The 20,019-nt window shown below is 73.9% G+C and carries 19 protein-coding genes, 1 pseudogene and 1 riboswitch; of the genes and pseudogenes, 8 read left to right on the top strand and 12 right to left on the bottom strand.

Annotated elements, in window-relative coordinates; all coding sequences use genetic code 11:
- Window positions 1-16: 16 nt before the first annotated feature.
- A complete protein-coding gene (locus tag ACFY60_RS24605) occupies window positions 17-694 on the bottom strand; it encodes a DUF4230 domain-containing protein (RefSeq protein WP_388617104.1) in 678 nt (225 codons plus the stop codon).
- 179 nt (window positions 695-873) lie between these two features.
- Between ACFY60_RS24605 and ACFY60_RS24600 the strand changes: the two genes are divergently transcribed.
- Complete coding sequence (locus ACFY60_RS24600) at window positions 874-1,566, top strand: VanZ family protein (RefSeq protein WP_388617101.1); 693 nt, start codon at window positions 874-876, stop codon at window positions 1,564-1,566.
- A 43-nt stretch (window positions 1,567-1,609) separates the two neighbouring features.
- Here the strand turns inward: ACFY60_RS24600 and ACFY60_RS24595 are convergent, their stop codons facing one another.
- Window positions 1,610-2,809, bottom strand: a complete 1,200-nt coding sequence (locus ACFY60_RS24595; RefSeq protein ID WP_388617098.1) for an MBL fold metallo-hydrolase — start codon at window positions 2,807-2,809, stop codon at window positions 1,610-1,612.
- Window positions 2,810-2,920: 111 nt separating this feature from the next.
- Here ACFY60_RS24595 and ACFY60_RS24590 point away from each other — a divergent pair, with 111 nt between their 5' ends.
- Window positions 2,921-3,598 (top strand): TetR/AcrR family transcriptional regulator, encoded by a 678-nt coding sequence (locus tag ACFY60_RS24590; protein WP_388617095.1) that lies wholly within the window; start codon window positions 2,921-2,923, stop codon window positions 3,596-3,598.
- A 147-nt stretch (window positions 3,599-3,745) separates the two neighbouring features.
- Here the strand turns inward: ACFY60_RS24590 and ACFY60_RS24585 are convergent, their stop codons facing one another.
- Both ACFY60_RS24585 and ACFY60_RS24580 read right to left on the bottom strand, forming a co-directional pair.
- Window positions 3,746-4,534: an SIMPL domain-containing protein gene (locus ACFY60_RS24585; RefSeq protein WP_388617092.1), complete on the bottom strand. Its 789-nt coding sequence runs from the start codon at window positions 4,532-4,534 to the stop codon at window positions 3,746-3,748.
- 169 nt (window positions 4,535-4,703) lie between these two features.
- Window positions 4,704-4,917: pseudogene (locus ACFY60_RS24580) on the bottom strand (DUF6745 domain-containing protein); the annotation flags it as partial.
- Window positions 4,918-5,202: 285 nt separating this feature from the next.
- Between ACFY60_RS24580 and ACFY60_RS24575 the strand changes: the two are divergent.
- Genes ACFY60_RS24575 through ACFY60_RS24555 form a run of 5 tightly spaced genes read left to right on the top strand, consistent with a single transcriptional unit; the run spans window position 5,203 to window position 10,448 of the window.
- The gene (locus tag ACFY60_RS24575; RefSeq protein WP_388617088.1) at window positions 5,203-6,162 is read left to right on the top strand and encodes an STM4015 family protein; all 960 of its coding nucleotides are present in this window, start codon (window positions 5,203-5,205) and stop codon (window positions 6,160-6,162) included.
- Window positions 6,159-7,343, top strand: a complete 1,185-nt coding sequence (locus tag ACFY60_RS24570) for an STM4014 family protein (RefSeq protein WP_388617085.1) — start codon at window positions 6,159-6,161, stop codon at window positions 7,341-7,343. Before ACFY60_RS24575 ends, ACFY60_RS24570 begins: the two co-directional genes overlap by 4 nt.
- Window positions 7,344-7,383: 40 nt before the next feature.
- Complete coding sequence (locus ACFY60_RS24565) at window positions 7,384-8,202, top strand: STM4013/SEN3800 family hydrolase (RefSeq protein WP_388617178.1); 819 nt, start codon at window positions 7,384-7,386, stop codon at window positions 8,200-8,202.
- Window positions 8,199-9,566, top strand: coding sequence for an STM4012 family radical SAM protein (locus ACFY60_RS24560; RefSeq protein ID WP_388617082.1), 1,368 nt, complete (start codon window positions 8,199-8,201; stop codon window positions 9,564-9,566). The genes ACFY60_RS24565 and ACFY60_RS24560 overlap by 4 nt, the downstream gene beginning before the upstream one ends.
- 9 nt (window positions 9,567-9,575) lie before the next feature.
- Complete coding sequence (locus ACFY60_RS24555) at window positions 9,576-10,448, top strand: STM4011 family radical SAM protein (RefSeq protein ID WP_388617079.1); 873 nt, start codon at window positions 9,576-9,578, stop codon at window positions 10,446-10,448.
- 7 nt (window positions 10,449-10,455) lie between these two features.
- Here ACFY60_RS24555 and ACFY60_RS24550 read toward each other — a convergent pair whose 3' ends face one another.
- Both ACFY60_RS24550 and ACFY60_RS24545 read right to left on the bottom strand, forming a co-directional pair.
- Entirely contained in the window at window positions 10,456-11,250 is a 795-nt protein-coding gene (locus ACFY60_RS24550; protein ID WP_388617075.1) for an SGNH/GDSL hydrolase family protein, read from the bottom strand.
- A gap of 175 nt (window positions 11,251-11,425) precedes the next feature.
- A complete protein-coding gene (locus ACFY60_RS24545) occupies window positions 11,426-12,391 on the bottom strand; it encodes a peptidoglycan DD-metalloendopeptidase family protein (RefSeq protein ID WP_388617073.1) in 966 nt (321 codons plus the stop codon).
- A 4-nt stretch (window positions 12,392-12,395) separates the two neighbouring features.
- Window positions 12,396-12,552, bottom strand: a riboswitch (cyclic di-AMP (ydaO/yuaA leader).
- A 394-nt stretch (window positions 12,553-12,946) separates the two neighbouring features.
- On the opposite strand from ACFY60_RS24545, the gene ACFY60_RS24540 reads away from it, so the two are divergent.
- Window positions 12,947-13,768 (top strand): tyrosine-protein phosphatase, encoded by an 822-nt coding sequence (locus ACFY60_RS24540; protein WP_388617069.1) that lies wholly within the window; start codon window positions 12,947-12,949, stop codon window positions 13,766-13,768.
- Between the two features lie 25 nt (window positions 13,769-13,793).
- Here the strand turns inward: ACFY60_RS24540 and ACFY60_RS24535 are convergent, their stop codons facing one another.
- The 6 genes from ACFY60_RS24535 to shc all read right to left on the bottom strand — a co-directional run bounded on the left by ACFY60_RS24535 (window position 13,794) and on the right by shc (window position 19,848).
- Window positions 13,794-13,949 (bottom strand): DUF6126 family protein, encoded by a 156-nt coding sequence (locus ACFY60_RS24535; protein ID WP_309049854.1) that lies wholly within the window; start codon window positions 13,947-13,949, stop codon window positions 13,794-13,796.
- 95 nt (window positions 13,950-14,044) lie between these two features.
- The gene (locus ACFY60_RS24530) at window positions 14,045-14,674 is read right to left on the bottom strand and encodes a helix-turn-helix domain-containing protein (protein WP_388617059.1); all 630 of its coding nucleotides are present in this window, start codon (window positions 14,672-14,674) and stop codon (window positions 14,045-14,047) included.
- A 73-nt stretch (window positions 14,675-14,747) separates the two neighbouring features.
- Window positions 14,748-16,133, bottom strand: a complete 1,386-nt coding sequence (locus tag ACFY60_RS24525; protein WP_388617056.1) for an aspartate aminotransferase family protein — start codon at window positions 16,131-16,133, stop codon at window positions 14,748-14,750.
- A gap of 10 nt (window positions 16,134-16,143) precedes the next feature.
- Window positions 16,144-17,166 (bottom strand): adenosyl-hopene transferase HpnH, encoded by a 1,023-nt coding sequence (gene hpnH / locus ACFY60_RS24520; protein WP_309049857.1) that lies wholly within the window; start codon window positions 17,164-17,166, stop codon window positions 16,144-16,146.
- Window positions 17,167-17,173: 7 nt separating this feature from the next.
- Complete coding sequence (locus ACFY60_RS24515) at window positions 17,174-17,836, bottom strand: 1-hydroxy-2-methyl-2-butenyl 4-diphosphate reductase (protein WP_388617049.1); 663 nt, start codon at window positions 17,834-17,836, stop codon at window positions 17,174-17,176.
- Window positions 17,836-19,848 (bottom strand): squalene--hopene cyclase, encoded by a 2,013-nt coding sequence (gene shc, locus ACFY60_RS24510; protein WP_388617046.1) that lies wholly within the window; start codon window positions 19,846-19,848, stop codon window positions 17,836-17,838. Before shc ends, ACFY60_RS24515 begins: the two co-directional genes overlap by 1 nt.
- Window positions 19,849-20,019: the final 171 nt, after the last annotated feature.

The following is a 20,019-nucleotide window of genomic DNA, read 5'->3' as shown; positions in this document are numbered from 1 at the left end:
GATTACTCCCCCCGGTTCAGACGTACGTGACCGTCACCCGTTCGAACCCGAGCGCGCGCAGCAGCCCCTGGAGCATCGCGGTCGTGTTCCGCTCGGCGCGGGCCGTCAGGTCGGACTCCTGGGCCGCCTCGCCGATCTTCCGTGCGGCGAGGACGTGGACGGAGTGCTCGCTCGCGGGATTGTCGGAGAAGAGATCACCGAGCCGGTCGAGCAGTCCCCGCTCCTTCGAGACCGCGTAGGAGCGCTCCGGGTCCAGGGCGGGCTTCGCGAGACGGGCGTGCGGGAGGCGCAGGGTGGCCGTGGTGCGCTTCGCGTCGACGGTGACGGCATCCTCCCCGATCCCGCCGAGTTCCACGTAGGCGCTGACGCCGCCCGTCGCGACGTACAGGGTCCGGGTGCCGCGGATCGCGTCGGGCAGGAAGCGGGCGTCGCGTTCGAGGTCGACCACCACCTGGTAGGTGCCGGCGGCTCCCTCGTACCGGTGCATGTCCTGGACGGACTTGAGGACGGCCGGCCCGGAGCGATCCTTGATCTCCGTCCCGAACACGTCCAGCCCGGGCAGGCGCAGCACCTGCCCCACGAGCATCAGGACGAGGGCGAGGGCGAGCAGGACGACGGCGGCGACGGGCCATCTCCGGCCGGGCCGGTCCCGCCGCCCGCGGCGCGGGGAACTGTTCTCGGTGTCTTCTCCCATGTCCGTCTGCTGCCCGCCGAACCGCACGACATGTCCAACTCCGGCCCGAACGGGCCAAGTTGTGGCCACGGCGTCCGCTGAGGGCCGTGGGGCGGCTTCACCGTCCCACCGCATACCGCCACCCGTCACGGGTACGCGGGCCCCGAGACAGGCGGTCCCACACCTGGGGGAGCAGGCACATGACCGAGTGGACAAGACCCTTCAAGATCCGGCGACGTGACCGGGGGACGCCGCAGGCGCCTCAGTGGTCCGACGGGCCGGACCCCTTCGACAAGGGCGGGGAACCGGCGCCGCCGGCGCGCCCCGTGGACGCCGATGCGGCACGGCCGGAGCCGGTCGTCGAGGAGCCCCGTCCGCGCGGTCCGGGAAGAGTCGTCCGGTTGCTCGTCGCCCTGCTCGCGCTCGCGGGCATGGTGGCGTTCGCCCTCGTGCTCGCCAAGCTCACCCTGGTGGAGTCGCCCGCGTCGGAACGCCTCACCCACACGAACCTGACGCCCGGCCGGTCGATCGAGGCCTACCTCCAGAGGCCGGCCTTCGTGGACACGGTGAAGCAGCTCGGCGGCAACCTGGCCCTCGGCTTCCCCTTCGGTCTGCTCCTGCCGTTGCTGTCCCGCAGGACCCGCGGTTTCCTGCGCGTGGCCCTGGTCACCGCCGGCACCATGCTGCTCGTCGAACTCACCCAGGGCGCCCTCATCACGGGACGCGCCTTCGACATCGACGACGTCCTGCTCAACACGGCGGGTGCGCTGTTCGGCTACCTGCTCATCGGACGGCGCCTCGGCCGGGCCGTCCACCCGCGGACCCGCCGTCCCTGGTGGCGACGGTCCACACCCGGGGCCGCGTCCGGGCCCGTCGCGCGCGAGAGGGGATGACGCGCCGGCGCGCCCTCCCCTCCGCCGCCCTTCCGCGCCGGCCTCAGCGATCGCCCGCCAGGTCGAGATCACGCCGGGTGGTCCCGCCGGGGTCCTGCGCCGGATTGGGACGCCGCCAGAGGTGGGCGACCGGACGGGAGATCCCGCGCCACCACGCGTCCGAGGGCAGCTTCCCCGCCGGCTCGAACGGCTCGCCGGGACGGGGGAACGCCACCGCCTGCCCGGCCTCCTCGGCCGCGTCCTTCGTCCACTCCCCCGGCTCCGCCCAGGCGTGCGGGGCGAGGTTGAACGTGGCCCAGTGGATGGGCAGCAGGACCCCGGCCGGCTCGCCGCCCTGGAGGTCGAGGTGGGCGCGCAGCCCTTCGGCGGGGGTCATGTGGATGTCCGACCAGAACTCCGAGTAGGCCCCGATCTGGATCATCGTGGCGTCGAAGGGCCCGTGGTCGGCCCCGATGTCCCGGAAGCCGGTGAAGTAGCCGGTGTCGCCGCTGTGGAAGATCCGGTGGCGGGGCCCGCGCACCACCCAGGAGGCCCAGAGCGTGTGCTGCCGGTTGCGTATGCCCCGGCCGCAGAAGTGGCGGGCCGGGGTCGCCGTCAGACGCAGGTCCCCGACGTCCGCCGACTCGTTCCAGTCGAGCTCCCGCAGCCGGGAGGCGGGCACGCCCCACCGCTCCAGGTGCGCGCCGACGCCGAGCGGCACGGCGAAGACCGTGCCGGTCCCGGCGAGCGCCTTGATCGTCGGCAGGTCGAGGTGGTCGTAGTGGTCGTGCGAGATCACGACCACGTCGACCGGTCCGAGCGCGGCGAGCGGGGCGGGCACCGGGTGGAGCCGCCGCGGGCCGGCGAAGGGGAAGGGCGAGCAGCGCTCGCCCCAGACGGGGTCGAAGAGGACCCGGTGGCCGTCGATCTCCGCCAGGATGCTGGAGTGCCCGGCCCAGGTGAGCCGCAGGCCGGTGGCCGGCGGCCGGGCGAGGTCGGCCACGGTGGTCGGGTGCACCGGGATCGCGCCGAGCGGGGCGCGCCGCGAACGGCCGTCCTTCTCGAAGTAGACGCGCGCGAAGGCGACGGCGGAGCCGGTGGGCCCGCGCCGGGCCGGCTCGGGGTTGCGGAAGGCGCCGTCCGCGAAGTTCGGCGAGCGGTGGATGCGGGCGAGGCGCTCCCCCGTGGGGTCCGCGCCGAAGGACTCGGGGCGCGGTACGCGCAGCCGGGCCCGGAGCGAACGGTCGGAGCCGGTACCGGTCACAGGACCTCCTGATCTCTGGGGGTCGTTCCATTATGGGCGGGCCCCGAGGAGTACGGCCGCCCCGGCCGGGGAGCGGTACGACCGGTGCGGCGTCCTTGTAGGCTGCGCGCCGTGGCGAGAGTCCGGTTGACCGTGGCGGAGCGGCGCGAGGAGCTGCTGCGCGCCGCCGTCCGGCAGATCGGGGAGCGGGGCGTCGCCGCCTTCCGGATATCCGACGTGGCCGCGGCGCTCGGCGTGAGCAACGCGCTGGTGATCTACCACTTCGCCACCAGGGAACGGCTGGTCGCCGCGGCGTTCGCCCACGCGGCCGAGGCCGATCTGGCACATCTGCGGCGTCTGCTCGGCCGGCGTGTCCCGGCGGTGCGGCGGCTGCGGGCGGCCGTGCGCTGGTACGCCCCCACGGGCCACGCGAAGGGCTGGCGCCTGTGGATCGAGAGCTGGGCCGCCTCCCTGCACGACCCGGAGCTGCGGCGGGTCGCCGCCTCCCTCGACCAGGAGTGGAAGGCGGCCCTCGCCCGGGTGATGGCGGAAGGCGACGCGGCGGGCGAGTTCCGCTGCCCCGACCCGCCCGCGGCGGCCCTCCGTCTGACCGCCCTCCTCGACGGCCTCGCCATCCAGACCACGGCCTATGCGGCCCCTCTCACCCGGGCCGCGATGCTCCACTGGGCCGACGCGGCCCTCGCGCGCGAGCTGGGCCTCCCGGAGGTCACCGCGGGCGGCGGGCGGGGGAAGGCAGCGGAACCCGGGCCGGACCCGTCCACAGGGCCTGAACCCGCCGGCGCCGACTGAGCCTCGGGCGGGGCCGCCCGAGCCGCGACGGGGGCCCGGCGCCGTGCGGGGCCGGAGGCTGCGGCGGCCCGGGAGCGGGGGGCCGTCACGGGACCGGCCCCGGCAGGCGCCGCCCGGGCCCCCTCCGTACGGATCCGGCGGCGGCGCTCAGAGGAGTTCGTAGACCGCCGAGACCGTCACGTGCTCCTCGATCTCACCGGGGGCCAGCGGGACCGAGGCTCCGTCGGCGGAGATGGACGGGGACGCGGCGCCCTGGCCGGGGCGGATGGACTCGCCCTCGCCGAGGGAGACCAGCCGGCCGAGGCGGTGGCCGCTGAGGCGGGCGTGCTGCTGCGCCTTCTCGTGGGCGTCCCGGTAGGCCGCCTCGCGGGCCTTGGCGCGCAGGGCGCCCGGGTCGGCCACGTCGAAGACGACGCCGTTCACGCGGCCCGCGTCGCGCGCCGCCTCGTTGACCGCGCCGATGACCTGGCCGGCCCGGTCGAGGGCGCGGACCTTCACGGAGAAGGACTGGACGGCCTGGTAGCCGCTCACCTTGCTCTCGCCGCCGGAGGTCTGGGTGTAGACGGGCATCACGGAGAGGCTGTCGGTCCGGATGTCCCGGTCCTCGATGCCCTGGGCGCGGAGCACCCGCAGGAGGTTCTCGGCCTCGGTGGTCTGCGCGGCCATCGCTTCCTTGGCCGTCGTGCGGTCGGCCTCCACCGCGATGGAGAGGATCGCCAGATCCGGTGCGGCGGAGGCGCTGCCGCTGCCGGTCACGGTGACCGTCGCGGGGTCGGCGGCGGGGGCCGCCGCGAACGGGACCGTCCGCGCGGGCGCGGCGGCCTGGGCGGGCGCGGTTCCGGCGACGAGCCCGCCGAGGGCGAGCGCGGCGGCGGCGAGGAGCCCGGCGGTCCGGGCAGCGGTTCTTCCGGGGTTCTCGGGTGTACGGGGTGTCACGGGCGGTCCCTTCGACGGTGACGTGGGGTGGGAGGTCCGGCGCGCACATCCCAGCACCCGCCGCCGCTCCCTCCGGTACGCCACTCCTGACCGGCCGCCCCCTTCACCTCTCCGTACCACGCGCGTACCGCCGCCGGCCTCCTCAGGTCTGCGCGAGGGGCTCGTACACGTCGGGGTGGAGGCCGATCCGCCACAGCGCACCGGTCTCGTCGCGGCGGACGGGCCGCGCGCCCGAGACGGCGGGGTGGCGGTCGTAGCCGTGGTGCTCGCACCATGACGCGGCGCGGTTCCGCGTTCTCCTCCTCCCGGATCCGCTCGGGGGTGAGGCCGTCGAGTCCGGAGAGGAAGGCCGCGGCGACGGGCATCCCGCGCCAGGCGCGCAGCAGGAGCCGCGCCGCGTCGTCGTCGGTCGCCGATGCTCCCCGGGCTTCGCCCGGGGAGTGCCCCACCGCATGGACTCCCTCCTCCGTCTTGCGACGCACGGCACCGGACGCCGCTCCCTGATCCGGCCTGATCGACAAGACACCCCCTGGAGAGCAGCACCGACAACGGCCCCCGCCCGGGAGTGTCAGGGCCCCCGCGCCCACCCGGGCGGGGCGCTGTCGGAGGCGCTTGGTAGAACTCTTGCCATCAGCCGTCCGGCGCCGTTCGTTCTCGGGAGCACCGTCATGACCATTGGGGTCCACCTGCAGGAGTTCCACGGCCTGCCCGTGTTCGACTTCCCGGACGCGGACGCCGTGGGCGGCCTGCCCGACGCGGCCTCGGTGGCCTGGCGCGTGTCGTCACCCACGTACGGGGAGCCCGGGGACGAGAGTTGGGAGCCGCGGTTCCGGCGCTTCCTGGCGACGGTCGACGCCTCCCGTGTCCGGGCACTGGTGGTCGGCGGCTGGGACGAGCCCTACGAGACCTCCTCCGCCGCCGTCGTCACCTCGCTGATCGGTGCCAACAACCGGCTGACGGACCTTCGGGCGGTCTTCCTCGCCGACATGACCTTCGAGGACTGCGAGATCTCCTGGATCGTCCAGTCCGACGTGACCCCGCTGCTCGCCGCCTATCCGGCGCTGCGCGAGCTCGGGGTGCGGGGCGGGACCGGCCTGGGCTTCCCCGCCGTCCGGCACACGGGCCTGCGCAGGCTGGTGGTGGAGACCGGCGGCCTCGGCGCGGAGGTGGTGCGTGGGATCGCCGCCTCGGACCTGCCCGCCCTGGAGGATCTGGAACTCTGGCTGGGCACCGACGAGTACGGCGGCGACAGCACGCCCGAGGACCTGACCCCCCTTCTGTCCGGTGCCGCCTTCCCGGCGCTGCGCCGCCTCGCCCTGCGCAACAGCGTGATCCAGGACCGGGTGGCGGCGGCCGTGGCGGGCGCACCGGTGGTGGCCCGCCTGGAGCGGCTGGACCTGTCCATGGGTGTGCTCACCGACGAGGGCGCGCGGGCCCTTCTGGAAGGGCAGCCGCTGACCCACCTCACGCATCTGGACCTCTCGCACCACTACGTCTCCGCGCAGCTGTGCGAGCGGCTCAACGCCGCCCTCGCCCCGCACGGCGTGACGGTCGACCTCGGTGACGCCCAGGAGCCGGAGGACGACGGGGACGGCGACGTCTGGCGCTACGTCGCGGTCGCCGAGTGAACCCGGGCCCGCGCCCCCGCGGGGCCGCCCTGGCCGTGGTCGGTGATCCGGCCGGCCGCCGTGTCGCGTTCCTCCAGGACGCGCTGCGGTCCGCCGGGCTCCCCGGGGCGCGGGTCGTGTCCTGGCCGGAGGTGCTGCGCGGCGGGGCGCGGTTCGCGGCCGGCGAGACCGTGCGGATCGACTCGCCCGGGGAGGAGCCGGAGACCGACCGGCTGCTGCGCGGGACGGACGACCCGACGCGGGTGGAGGGCACCGGGCTCTGGTACGCCCGGTTCACCGCCGCCGTGGCGGGCCTCGCCCGGGAGGCCGCCGCGGCCGGTGCCGCGCTCGTCGACGACCCGGCCGAACTCGCCGTCCTGTTCGACAAGCGGCTGAGCCACGCCCGGCTGGCGGCGGCGGGCGTGCCCGTGCCGCCGTCGCCCACCTCGGGCCCGTCGGCGCCCGCCGTGCGCGGCTGGGCGGACGTCCGCGCGCTGACCGCCCGCGACGGCCTGCGCCGGTTCTTCGTCAAGCTCGCGCACGGCTCCTCGGCCTCCGGGGTCCTCGCGGTCGAGACGGACGGCAGCGGGCGGCGGGTGCAGGCCACCACCTCCGTGGAGCGGGCGCCCTGCGGGCGGCTCCACAACTCGCTGCGGGTGCGGCGCTACACGGACGAGCGGGAGGTGGGCGCGATCGTGGACGCGCTCGCCCCGGACGGTCTGCACGTGGAGCGCTGGCTGCCGAAGGCCACGCAGCGGGGGCGGGCGGCCGATCTGCGGGTCGTGGTGGTCGACGGCCGGGCCACGCACGCCGTCGTCCGCACCAGCCGCTTCCCCCTGACCAACCTTCACCTGGGCGGGGCCCGGGGGGATCTGGACGAGGTCCGGGCCGCGATCACGGCGGCCGGGGGCCGCTGGACGGACGCGCTCGGGGTGTGCGAGCGGGCCGCCGGGGCCTTCCCCGGCACCCGGTGCGTGGGGGTGGACCTGCTGCCCGCGACGGGCTGGCGCCGCTTCGCGGTCGGCGAGGTGAACGCCTTCGGAGACCTGCTGCCGGGGCTGACGGGCCTGCCGGGCGGCGGCGCCGAGGGCCTCGACACGTACGCCGCGCAGGTCGCCACCCTCACCCGCCCCCGCACCCCCGCCCGTACCGCCGCCCTTCCCCTCCCTCCTCCCGCCGACGTCGTGACGAGCACCGCATGAGCACCACCACAGGAACGAGCACCGCGTGAACCAGCCCGACATGAACGCGATCGTCGGCAGCCACGATCTGCTCCTGGTCACCCTCGACACCCTCCGGTACGACGTGGCGGCCGAGCTGGCCGCCGCCGGCCGGCTGCCGAACCTGGCCCGGCACCTGCCCGGCGGGCGGTGGGAGCGCCGGCACGCGCCCGGCAGCTTCACCTACGCCTCGCACCAGGCGATCTTCGCCGGTTTCCTGCCGACCCCCGCGTCCCCGGGGCCGCATCCCCGGCTGTTCGCCGCCCGGTTCGCGGGCAGCGAGTCGACCGCCGGGGGCACCTACGTCCACGACACCCCCGACTTCGTGTCGGCGCTGGCCCACGAGGGCTACCGGACGGTGTGCGTCGGCGGGGTGGGCTTCTTCAACAAGCAGCCGCCGCTGGGTTCCGTGCTCCCCGGTCTGTTCCAGGAGAGCCACTGGGAGCCTTCCTTCGGCGTCGCCTCGCCCACCTCCTTCGCCTCCCAGGTCACGCGGGCCGAGGAGGTCGTCGCCGCGCTCCCCCGCGACCGGCGCCTCTTCCTCTTCGTGAACGTCTCCGCCCTGCACCAGCCGAACTGGTTCCACCTGCCGGGGGCGACCCGCGAGGACGGGGACTCCCGGGCCACGCACGCGGCCGCCCTGGAGTACGTGGACGCGCACATCGGGCGCCTCTTCGCCGCGATGAGCAGCCGCCGGGACTGCTTCGCGATCGTCTGTTCCGACCACGGCACGGCGTACGGGGAGGACGGTCACACCGGCCACCGGATCGGCCACGAGGTCGTCTGGACGGTGCCGTACGCGCAGTTCGTGCTCCCGGGCCCGGAGCGGGAGGCGGCGTGAACGGCCCGGTGACCCTTCTCCCCGACGACGACGCCGGCGGCGTCCCGCGCCCGTACCGCAGCTACGTCTACGCCTATCCGCACAAGACCGCCTACCGTGCGCTCCCCGACCGTCCCGCGCTCGCCTCCCTCTGGGCGCGGGAGCCCAAGGACGCCCTCTCGCTCTACGCCCACGTCCCCTTCTGCGAGGTCCGCTGCGGCTTCTGCAACCTCTTCACCCGGATCGGCGCCCCGGACGAGCTGTCCACCCGCTATCTCGACGCCCTGGAGCGGCAGGCGACGGCGGTGCGCGAGGCGCTCGGCGAGGGTTCCGTGCGGTTCACGACGGCCGCGTTCGGGGGCGGGACGCCGACCTTCCTGACCGCCGGTGAGCTGGAGCGGCTCTGCGACATCGCGGAGGAGCGCATGGGCGCGGACCTGCGGGCGGTACCGCTCTCGGTGGAGACCTCGCCCACCACGGCGACCGCCGACCGTCTCGCGGTCCTCGCCGGGCGGGGCGCGAGCCGGCTGAGCATCGGGGTGCAGAGCTTCGTGGAGGCGGAGGCCCGGGCGGCGGTGCGGCCGCAGCGCCGGGCGGACGTCGAGGCGGCGCTGGGCCGCATCCGGGACACCGGTGTGCCGGTCCTCAACATCGACCTGATCTACGGCATCGACGGCCAGACCGAGGCGTCCTGGCGGGTCTCCCTGGACGCCGCGCTCGCCTGGCGGCCGGAGGAGCTGTACCTGTACCCGCTGTACGTGCGTCCGCTCACCGGCCTCGGCCGTCTCCAGGACCCGGCCGCCGCCGACCGGGAGTGGGACGGGCAGCGCCTGCGCCTCTACCGCCAGGGCCGGGACCATCTCCTGGCCCACGGCTACGAGCAGGTGTCGATGCGCATGTTCCGGCGGTCGGACGCCGGCCCGGTGGGCCCCGGTGACCACGCCTGCCAGACCGACGGCATGATCGGCCTGGGCTGCGGGGCCCGCTCGTACACCTCCTCGCTCCATTACTCCTTCGACTACGCCGTCGACATGCGGCAGGTGCGCGGGATCATCGATCGCTACACGGAGACCCGGGACTTCTCCCGGGCCGAGGTCGGCCGCCGGGTGGACGGCGACGAGGCCCGGCGCCGGCACCTGCTGCAGTCGCTGCTCCAGGCGGAGGGCATGCCGCTCGCCGGGTACGAGGAGCGGTTCGGCACCTCCCCCTTCGAGGACTTCGGGGCCGAGCTGGCCCGGTTCGAACGGCTGGGCTGGCTGGACGCGGAAGCGCCCGGAGGGCTGCTGCGCCTGTCGCCGGAGGGCCTGGCGTACTCCGACGGGCTGGGTCCGGTCCTCTTCTCCCCCGCCGTGCGGGCCGCCATGGCCGCCTACGAGCCGAAGTAGGGGCGGGGTGTGGATCTGACGCTGCTCTACCGGGGGCCGCTCGCCTCCTGCGACTTCGACTGCCCGTACTGCCCGTTCGCCAAGCGGCGCGACAGCCCCGAGCGGCTGCGGGCCGACCGGGCGGCCCTGGAGCGGTTCACCGGGTGGGTGGCGGAGCAGCGGGGCGACCGGCTGCGGATCCTGTTCACCCCGTGGGGCGAGGGGCTGGTGCGCTCCTGGTACCGGCGGGCGCTCGTGGAGCTGTCGCGGCTGCCGCACGTCGAACGGGTGGCCATCCAGACGAACCTGAGCTGCCGCACCGACTGGCTGGCGGAGGCCGACCGGGACACGGTGGCGCTGTGGTGCACGTACCACCCGGGGCAGACGCCGTACGACCGGTTCCTCGGCAAGTGCCGTGACCTCGCCGGGCGGGGGGTGCGTTTCAGCGTCGGGGTGGTCGGGCTGCCGGCGCACCGCGAGGAGGCACGGCGGCTGCGCGCGGACCTGCCGCCGCACGTCTACTTGTGGGTGAACGCGGCCGAGGGGTACGCGTACACCGACGCGGAGGCCGGTGCCTGGGCGGAGATCGATCCCCTGTTCCCGTACAGCAGGCATCCGCACCGCTCGGGCGGCCTGCCGTGCCGCACCGGCGAGTCGGTGGTGTCGGTGGACGGCGAGGGGACGGTGCGGCGCTGCCACTTCGTCAGGGCCGAGCTGGGCAATCTGTACGACGGTTCGTACCGTGCCGCGCTGCGGCCGCGTGTCTGTCCCCTCGCCGTCTGCGACTGCCACATCGGTTACGTCCACCTGGAGACGCTGCCGCTGTACGACGTGTTCGCGGGCGGGGTCCTGGAGCGGATCCCCACCGGTTTCCCCGCCCTCCCCCGGATTCCGGGGGCATGAAACCCGGCTACAGGGGCATGAGGTCGGGGCGCTTGGCCTCCACGTGGTCGCCCGAGCTCTCGCCGCGCAGCCGCCGCCCGATCCAGGGGACCAGGTACTGCTTGGCCCAGTGGATGTCGTCGCGGCGTACCTCGAGGGTGCCGCGCGGGGGCACCGGCGGCCACGGCTGGTCCGGGTCGGCGGGCACCGGCAGGCCGAGGACCTGGGCGGCGCGCAGGGCGACCCGGGTGTGGCCGTCGGGCGAGAGGTGCAGGCGGTCGCTGTCCCAGGCGCGCCGGTCCTGGACGGAGCGCAGCGACCACAGGTCGAGGACCGGGCAGCCGTAGCGGTCCGCGATGGCCCGGACGTGCGCGGTGTAGGTGGCGATCTTGCCGCGCAGGTGCCGGAGCACGGGCACGTCGCGGGTGTCGAAGCCGGTGGTCACCATGACCGTGCCGACGGAGGAGGTGAGGTCGGCGACGGCGCGCTCGAAGCGCGCGGCCACGTCGTCGGGGTCGGTGCCGGGGCGGATGATGTCGTTGCCGCCGGCGCAGAAGGTCACCAGGTCGGGGGCGAGTTCCTTCGCCCGCGGGACCTGTTCCGCGACGATCTGGTCGAGAAGGCGCCCCCGTACGGCCAGGTTGGCGTAGCGGAAGTCCTCGGGTTCCGGCAGCTGGTCGGCGAGGAGGACCGCGAACCGGTCCGCCCAGCCGATGTACGTCCCGCCGGGGCCGGGGTCTCCGACGCCCTCGGTGAAGCTGTCACCGATCGCCGCGTACGACCCGAATGCGTTCTTGTCTGTTGATCTCGAATCGTCTGCCACGGGAGCACATCCTTCCTTCCGGGATGTGACCTACGCGACCGTAAGGAGGGGTTGACGGCGGGTGACATATGCCACCGATAAAGATTTCCCCAAGACCGGAACAAACCGGTGGCCCGGCACAGGAGTGCCGGGCCACCGCGGAGCCTGATCGCGCGCGCTTCTCGAGCGCGGCGGGTCAGAGGGAGACGCCGTGCTGGCGGAGGTAGGCCAGCGGGTCGATGTCGGAGCCGTAGCTGGGCGAGGTCCGGATCTCGAAGTGCAGGTGCGGGCCGGTGGAGTTGCCGGTCGAGCCGGAGAGGCCGATCTGCTGGCCGCCGCTGACGGACTGGCCGGCGGAGACGGCCAGGGAGGAGAGGTGGGCGTACTGCGAGTAGTTGCCGTCGGCGTGCTGGATGACGACCTCGTTGCCGTAGGCACCGCTCCACCCGGCGGAGACGACCGTACCGGCGCCGACGGCGCGGACGGTGGTGCCGGAGGAGGCGATGAAGTCGGCACCGGTGTGGTAGCCGGAGGACCACATGGAGCCGGAGGCGCGGTACGGGGTGGAGACGCCACCGGCGACCGGGGCGACCCAGCCGGAGGAGGCCGTGGAGCTGCCGGTGGACGGCGCCGCGGTGGAGGTGGTGGCCGGGGCGGAGGCGCGCTCGCTGCTCCGGGAGGCGCGGGACTGCTCCTTCTTCGGGGCGGCCTTGCGCTCGGTCTTCGGGGCGGCCTTGCGCTCCGCCTTGGGAGCGGCCTTCGGCGCGGCGGCGTTCTCGCCGTTCAGCGTCAGCTTCATCCCGGGCAGGATCAGGGACGGGTCCTCGCCGACGACCTGGCGGTTGTCCGCGTACAGCTCCTGCCAGCCGCCCTCGACACCCTGCTCGGTGGCGATCTTGGACAGGTAGTCGCCGCTGACGACGGAGTACGTCCTCGGCGCGGCCTTCTTCGCGGCGGGCGCGGCCTGGGCGGTCTGCGCCACCTGCGCGGCGGCCACGGCGTGGGTCTGGACGGCGGCGGCCGGGGCGGCCTGCTCGGCGGCGTGGGCGCCGGTCGCGCCCAGGAGCGGAAGCGCGACGACGGCGCCTCCGGTGCCGGCGGCGACGAAACCGCGGGTGAGGGAATTGATCTTCGGTCGGCGGTGCTTACCCTTCGCGGGCATGGCGAATTCCTCTCCGGCGCCTGCGAGGTGAGCTGTCGGGTTCGGACTGGAGATGTCCGGCCGCGTGTCCACGCGACTTCACCCCGAGCCGTCCTGCGTCGCGGGACCGGCGTACTTCCTGGGTCCCCCGCTCCTGCCACGCGAGTGGGCTGGGTATGAATTCCGGTCGGTGGCAGGATTCGGCGGTCCGACCGGAGTGACGGTGACGCTAGACGAGGGGGGTCGGCGGGAACAAGCCGTTCTTTTTCCACGGCATTCACCTCCGGCGTTCTCCGCCGGAATTCCGGTCACCCTCCGTGGACCACGGACCCTCGATCCCCCTTTCGCACAGGGCAATTGCTCCGGGCGGGCGGCCACGATGCGTCACCTCTATGACCCTGCTCACGCACGACAACCCATCTCGCCTGCAACCGGCGCGAGTTACCCGCAATGCCTCAATTCGGACAGATCCCTCATTCCTGTCCGAGGGGGTGCGTCAGGCGGGGTCCTCCCTGGATGATTGCGCCAGAAACCCCACGCGTGTCGGCCACCGAACGCCTACTTCCAGGAGCATCCGTGACGCAGCAGCTGCCGCAGATCCCGCCCACCGCGGCGGACGAGCCCCGGCTCACCGGGGTCCGCAACTTCCGGGACGTGGGCGGCCTGCCGACGGCCGACGGGCGCGCCGTGCGCCCCGGTCGCCTCTTCCGCAGCGGCCACCTCGCCCACGCGACCGAGGAGGACGCCGTCTTCCTCGCCTCACTGGGCCTGCACACGGTCTTCGACTTCCGCAACGAGGCCGACCGGCGGGTGGAGGGCCCGGACGTCGAGCTGCCCGGCGTGCGGAACGTGAACATACCCCTGAACGACCCGGCCGACGGCAAGGAGTTCTGGAAGCTCGTCCGGGGCGGGGACCTCGCGCAGCTCCGGGAGATCCTGGGCGACGGCAAGGCCGCCGCCCGGATGTCCGATTCGTACCGGAAGATGATTGTCGAGCGGACGGCGGAGCACAGCAGGATCCTGCATTCCATGGCCGAGGAGAGCGTTCCGGCACTGATGCACTGCGCGGCGGGCAAGGACCGCGCCGGGCTGTCGATCGCGATCACCCTGCTCGCCCTCGGCGTCGAGCGGGAGGCCATCGAGGCGGACTACGCGTTGTCGAACGACCCGCACCGCCGCTACAAGGTGCGCCGCAGCTCCACCGCCCCGGACGCGATGTCGCCGGAGGTGATGGAGCTGCTGAGCCCGCTGTTCGACGCGCGGGTGGAGTACCTGCGGGCGGCGTTCGAGACGATCGACGCGACCTGGGGCTCGACGGAGGCCTATCTCACCCAGGGCCTGGGGCTGTCCGCCCGGACCCGCGAGCTGCTGCGGGAACGCCTGCTCACGGAGGCGTGACCCGACCGGCCCCGGCACGCCGCGCTCACTGGTTCCGGCCGCCGAACAGGAACAGCAGGTAGAGGAAGCCGGCGAAGAGGTGCCCCGCGATCAGATAGGCGAAGAGGCGGAGCACCAGCCCCTTGGGGAACTTACCGCCGCCGCGTTCCTCGCCGGTCACCGGTGCGGACTTGTCGGACATATCGGTCCTTTCCTGAGGAATCGTCACAGGTTCCTCGTCAGGGTCGGGTCGTCGCCGGTCGTCGCGGAGTCGCCCGCGCGGGCCGGCGGGGGGCGTCAGCGGAGGTGCGGACTTCCGTCGCCGAGGCAGAGTTCGGCGACGGGACTCTGCATCAGGGTGTGGACGAAGAGCAGCTCGGCGCCGGATCGGGTGGCGGCGCCGATGCGGTGCGGGGTCAGCGAGTCGAAGTGCGCGCTGTCACCCGGATCGAGGACGTGCACGGTCTCGCCGAGCGCGAGCCGCACCCGCCCCTCCAGGACGTGGATCCACTCCTCCCCCGGGTGGACCCGCACGATGTCGGCCCGGGTGGCGTGGGGGACGTGGACCCGCAGGGCCTGGAGGGCGCGCCCGGCGCCGCCCGCCTGGCGGTAGATCCAGCCGTCCGCCTCGACCGGCTCGGAGCGTCCGGCCCGGACGACGGGGTCGTGCTCGGGCGGCGCCTCGCCGAGGAGGGCCGAGACCGTCGTACCGTAGGTACGGGCCAGGGCGAGGAGCATCGGCAGCGAGGGCTGCCGGTTCCCCGTCTCCAGGCGCGAGAGGTGGGCCGGGGAGAGCCCGGCACGCTGCGCCGCGGCCTCCAGGGTGAGCCCGCGGCGGCGGCGCAGGGCCCGCAGCTGGGGGGCGACGTCGGGGACGGCGCCGGGCGGGGCGGGGTCCGGGGAGTCTCCCCCGGGGGCGTGGTCCATGCGTCCATTGCGCCAGGATCGTGCCTCCGAGGCAACTTTCTTGCCCCGGAGGCAAAATCCATGCCGCCGCCGCTCAGCGCTGGGCGACCGCCTGCTGTACGAGTGTCCTCCCGAAGTCCCACATCAGCCCGCCGCCCCCGTGGGCCTCGTCCATGACCGCCGTGAACGCCGTGACGAAGCGGTCCACGTCGGCCTCGTCGACGACCAGCGGCGGGATCAGTTTGATCACCTCCAGGTGGTCGCCGGAGACCTGGGTGAGGATCCGGTGCCGCTGGAGCAGCGGGACGACCACCATCTGGGCGAAGAGTCCCTTGCGGGCCGCCTGGAGCATCGCCCAGCGCCCCCGCAGCCCCAGCGAGGTGGGCCGGCCGAACTCGATGCCGATCATCAGTCCGCGGCCGCGGACCTCGTGGAGGAGCTCGTACCGCGGGACGAGCTCCCTGAGCCGCCCGAGGAGCAGGTCCCCGATCCGCCGGACGTGGGCGATCGTGCCCTCGCTCTCCATCACCGAGAGGACCGCGAGCCCGGCGGCCATGGCCTGGGCGTTGGAGCCGAAGCTCGCCGAGTGGACCAGGACCCGGTCCATGGAGGAGTAGACCTTCTTGAAGATCCAGTCCTTGCCGAGGGTGGCCCCCACCGGCACGTAGCCGCCGGAGAGCGCCTTGGCGACGCAGACCAGATCGGGTTCGACACCCTCCTCGTGCTGGTGGGCGTAGAAGTCCCCGGTCCTGCCGAGGCCGGTCTGCACCTCGTCGGCGATGAGCAGGGCCCCGTGCCGGCGCAGCAGCTCTTGGGCGGCGCGCAGGAAGCCGGGGGGCGCCTCGTGGACGCCCTTGCCCTGGATGGGCTCGACCACGAAGGCGGCCACGTCGCCGGAGCGCAGCTCGCGCTCCAGGCCGTCGAGGTCGCCGAGGGCGATCGCGGTGTCCGGCAGGAGCGGCGCGAACCCCTCGCGGAACCCCTTCTCGCCGTTGACGGAGAGCGCGCCGGTGGTCAGACCGTGGAAGGCGTGGTCGCAGTAGAGGATCCTGGGGCGGCCGGTGGCGTACCGGGCGAACTTGAGCGCGGTCTCCACGGCCTCGGTGCCGCTGTTGCCGAAGAAGACCCGGTCGAGGTACGGGCTGTGGGAGAGCAGCCGCTCGGCGAGCAGCCCCGGCAGGGGCGGGCAGTCGAAGCGGGTGAGGTCGGCCAGGCCCGCGTCGAGGACGTCGTGGAGGGCCTTGCGGACGACCGGGTGGTGGCGTCCGAGGCCCATCACGCCGAAGCCGGCGAGCATGTCGAGGTGGTCGTTGCCGTCGGCGTCCCAGAAGTGGGCGCCCTCGGCGCGCTCGTAGACCTTGTCGAAGCCGATCGTCCGGAGCATCCGGGGCAGCTGCGGGTTGAGGTGCCGGGCGTGCAGCTCGTACCGCTCGCCCCCGCGCTCCGCGAGCAGCGCCCGCAGGTCGAAGTCGCCGCTCATGCCGCCCGCCTCACACGCCGCTTCGCGGGACGGACTCGCGGACCGCGCGCAGCGACTCCTTGAGCGATCCCATGGTGGCGAGCACGGCGGTGGGCTCGTAGCCGCAGTGCGCCATGCAGTTGGCGCAGCGCGGGTCCTTGCCCCGGCCGTACTTGTCCCAGTCGGTCTCCTCGACGAGTTCGCGGTACGTGGGGACGTAGCCGTCGCTCATCAGGTAGCAGGGGCGCTGCCAGCCGAAGAGGGAGTAGTTCGGGATGGCCCAGGCGGTGCAGGGGAAGTCCGCCTTGCCCTCCAGGAAGTCCAGGAAGAGGGGCGAGTGGTTGAGGCGCCAGCGGCGGCGGTTGCCGCCGGCGAAGGCCTTGCGGAAGAGTTCGCGCGTCTGCTCGACGCCGAGGAAGTGCTCCTGGTCGGGCGCCTTCTCGTAGGCGTAGGCGGGCGAGATCATCATTTCGTCGACCTTGAGGTCGTCGTTGAGGAAATTGAGCACCTCGACGATCGTCTGCGGGGTGTCGGTGTTGAAGAAGGTGGAATTCGTGGTGACCCGGAAACCTCGCCGCTTGGCCTCCTTGATCGCCGCGACCGCCTCGTCGAACACGCCTTCCTTGGCGACGGATTCGTCGTGCCGCTCGCGCAGCCCGTCGATGTGCACGGCGAACGCGAAATAGGGCGAGGGCCGGAAGTTCTCCAGTTTCTTGCGGAGCAGGAGCGCGTTCGTGCAGAGGAAGACATATTTCCGGCGGGCCACCAACTGGCGCACGATCTCGTCGATCTGCGGATGCATCAGCGGCTCGCCGCCGGCGATGGACACCATCGGGGCCCCGGACTCCAGGACCGCGCCGACCGCCTGGGCGACCGGCATGCGCTGCTTGAGGACACCGGCGGGGTGCTGGATCTTGCCGCAGCCCTCGCACTTGAGGTTGCAGGCGTACAGCGGCTCCAGTTCGACGATGAGGGGGAACTTGTCGCGTTTGCGGAGCTTCTGCTGGAAGAGATAGGTCGCGACCCGGACGGACTGTCGGAGCGGCATGGCCATAACTCGCTCACCTCCTGGGGAGCAGCAAAGAACGGTGCCATTCGAAGAAAGCGGGTAGGACGGCACGAAGGACGCGGAAGGCCGATATTCCCCCGCGTACCGTGCCGATCCGCACCAGTTCGTGCTCCGGGGCGTCCACGACCACCCGGACGGCCGCAACGGGACGGGGACCGGCGGCCCGTGCGGTACGGAGGGTGGCGGCCGATTCCATGTCGACGGCGAGCGCGCCGCCGGCCCGCAGCGCGGCCCGCTCGGGTCCGCGCACCACGTGGTCGGAGCCGGTCAGCGGCCCGGTGTGCACGGTCCGTCCCGGTACGACCCTGGCGAGGGCCTCCACCAGGAGTGCGGTGCCGGTGCACGCGGTCGCGCCGTCGGCGTCGCGGGTCTCGCCGGCGACGATCAGGTCCCCCGGATGCATGCCGGGGGCGAGTCCGGCGCAGAAACCGGAGGCGACGACGGCCGCGTCGCGCCACGGCTCCTCGCCGAGGGCGCGGGCGACGGCGCGGCGGGCCTGCGCCGGGCCCATGCCGGTGCGCAGGACCCGTACGGGTCCCGCGGCCCCGCTCCGGGCCCCGCCGCGCAGGGCGAACCGCTCGATGCCGAGCGCGCAGGCGATCAGCAGCGGGGGAACGGCGCCGGGCCGCGGGCCCGGGCCCGGCTCCCGCCCCATCAGCTCCCCTTGCGGAGCGAGGGGTCCCCGTGCACGTAACGGCCGAGTGCGGTGATCGGGAAGACCTGGCGGTAGAGGTGGTAGTTGATGGAGAAGTCCCAGGGGAAGCCGGTCCCGGTGAAGTACGGCTCGTCCCAGGAGCCGTCCTCCCGCTGGGTGGCGACGAGGTGGGCGACGCCCCGCCGGACGGCCTCGGTCTCCCGCTCGCCGGCCGCGAGGAGGGCGATGAGGGCCCAGGCGGTCTGGGAGGCGGTGGAGACGCCGCGGCCGATCCAGGAGACCTGGTCGTACGAGCGGAGGTCCTCACCCCAGCCGCCGTCCTCGTTCTGCACGGACACCAGCCAGCCGACGGCCCGGCGGATCGCCGGGTGCGAGGCGGGCAGGCCCACGGCGGTCAGGGCGGGGACCACCGCCCCGGTTCCGTACACGTAGTTGACGCCCCAGCGGCCGAACCAGGCCCCGTTGCGCTCCTGCGCGGCGAGGAGCCAGTCGACGCCCCGCCGGGTGCGGGGGTCACCGGCCAGCCCCTCGTGGGCGAGCATCTCCACGACGTGGGCGGTGACGTCGGCGGAGGGCGGGTCGATGACCTCGCCGAAGTCGCAGAAGGGCAGCTTGTTGGGGAGGGTGCCGGTGTTGTCGGCGTCGAAGGCGGCCCAGGCGCCGTTCGCCGACTGCATGCCGAGCGTCCAGCGGGCGCCGCGGGCGACGGCCGCGTCCACGCGGGCCGGGTCGGGGTGCCGCACGCGGCGCAGCGCGAGCAGCACCTCCGCGGTGTCGTCGATGTCGGGGTAGTTGTCGTTGTGGAACTCGAACGCCCAGCCGCCGGGCGGGAGTCCGGGCCGGCGCACCGCCCAGTCACCCGCCTTGGTGATCTCCTCGTCCAGCATCCAGTCCACCGCCTTGACGAGGGCCGGGTGGTCGGCGGGCAGTCCGGCGTCGGCGAGGGCGATGGTGGCGAGGCAGGTGTCCCAGACGGGCGACTGGCAGGCCTCGACCATGCGTGAGGGCCCGCCCTCGCCGTCGGGCCCGGGGGCCTCCTCGCGCCAGACGGCGAAGCGGTCGAGCGATTCCAGTCCGGCCCGCATGACCGGGTGCTCCAGGTCGTAACCGAGGAGGTGGAGGGCGATGACCGAGTAGACCGCGGGAGGCTGGATGCCGCCCCAGCAGCCGTCGTTCTCCTGCCGTTCGATGATCCAGCGGGCGGCGACGTTCATCGCGGCCCTGCGGAGCCGGCGCGGGGCGAAGCGGTGGTAGGCGCGCAGCGCCCGGTCGAGCCGCTGGAAGACGCCGTCCCAGCCGGTGAGGGGGGCGAGCGGGCGCGGCGGGGCGGGCCGGCGCGGGTCGGTGTGCAGCTCGTCGAGGGAGAAGGGCGCGGGGCGGACGGGGCGGAAGGCGGAGACGATCGTCAGCGGGACGATGGTCTGCCGGGCCCAGCAGCCGAAGTCGTAGATGTTGAGCGGTACCCACTTCGGCAGGAGGATCAGCTCGGGGGGCAGCTCGGGGAGGTCCTCCCAGCGCCACCAGCCGAACAGGGCCAGCCAGATCCGGGTGAAGACGCGGGTGGCGGCGATGCCGCCCCGGGCGCGGACCCAGGCGGCGGCGCGCGCCATGTGGGGGGCCTCGGGCGGGTCCCCGGCGAGTCGCAGGGCGACGTACGCCTCGACGGTGGTGGAGAGTTCGCCGGGCCCGCCGTGGAAGGTGGTCCAGGTGCCGTCCTCGCGCTGCGCGCCCCGGATGTGGCGGGCGGCGGCCCGGGTGGTGGCGGGGTCCCGGATGCCCAGGAACTGGCGGAGGAGCAGGTCTTCGGCGTCCATGGTGACGTTGGTCTCCAGGTCGCCCTTCCACCACCCCTCGGGGTCCTGGCGGTCGAGCAGGTGCTCGACGGCGCGTTCCAGGGTTCGGGCGGCGGCCCGGTCGGGGCCGGTCGCGAGCGTGGTGGTGTCGGTGGATTCGCTGGCCGCGGCGGCCCGGGGGCTCACGGCCCCGGCGCTTCCGTCGGTCGTCGCTGTCATGGCTTCCCCTTCGTGCGGTCGGTTTCTCCTGCTCCCGCGGGTCTGCCGTCGGGGGGGGCCCGGGGGGGGCCCCCCCCCCCCCCCCCCACCAAAAAGGCGGCCAGGGGGGGGCGGGATTACGTGACGCCCCGCACATGGGCCCCCCCCCCCCCCGGTGCCCGCCCCCGCGGG

It is taken from the genome of Streptomyces sp. NPDC012827 (assembly GCF_042900905.1).
Taxonomy (GTDB): Bacteria; Actinomycetota; Actinomycetes; order Streptomycetales; family Streptomycetaceae; genus Streptomyces; species Streptomyces gulbargensis.
This window is presented reverse-complemented; position numbering and strand designations above follow the sequence as displayed.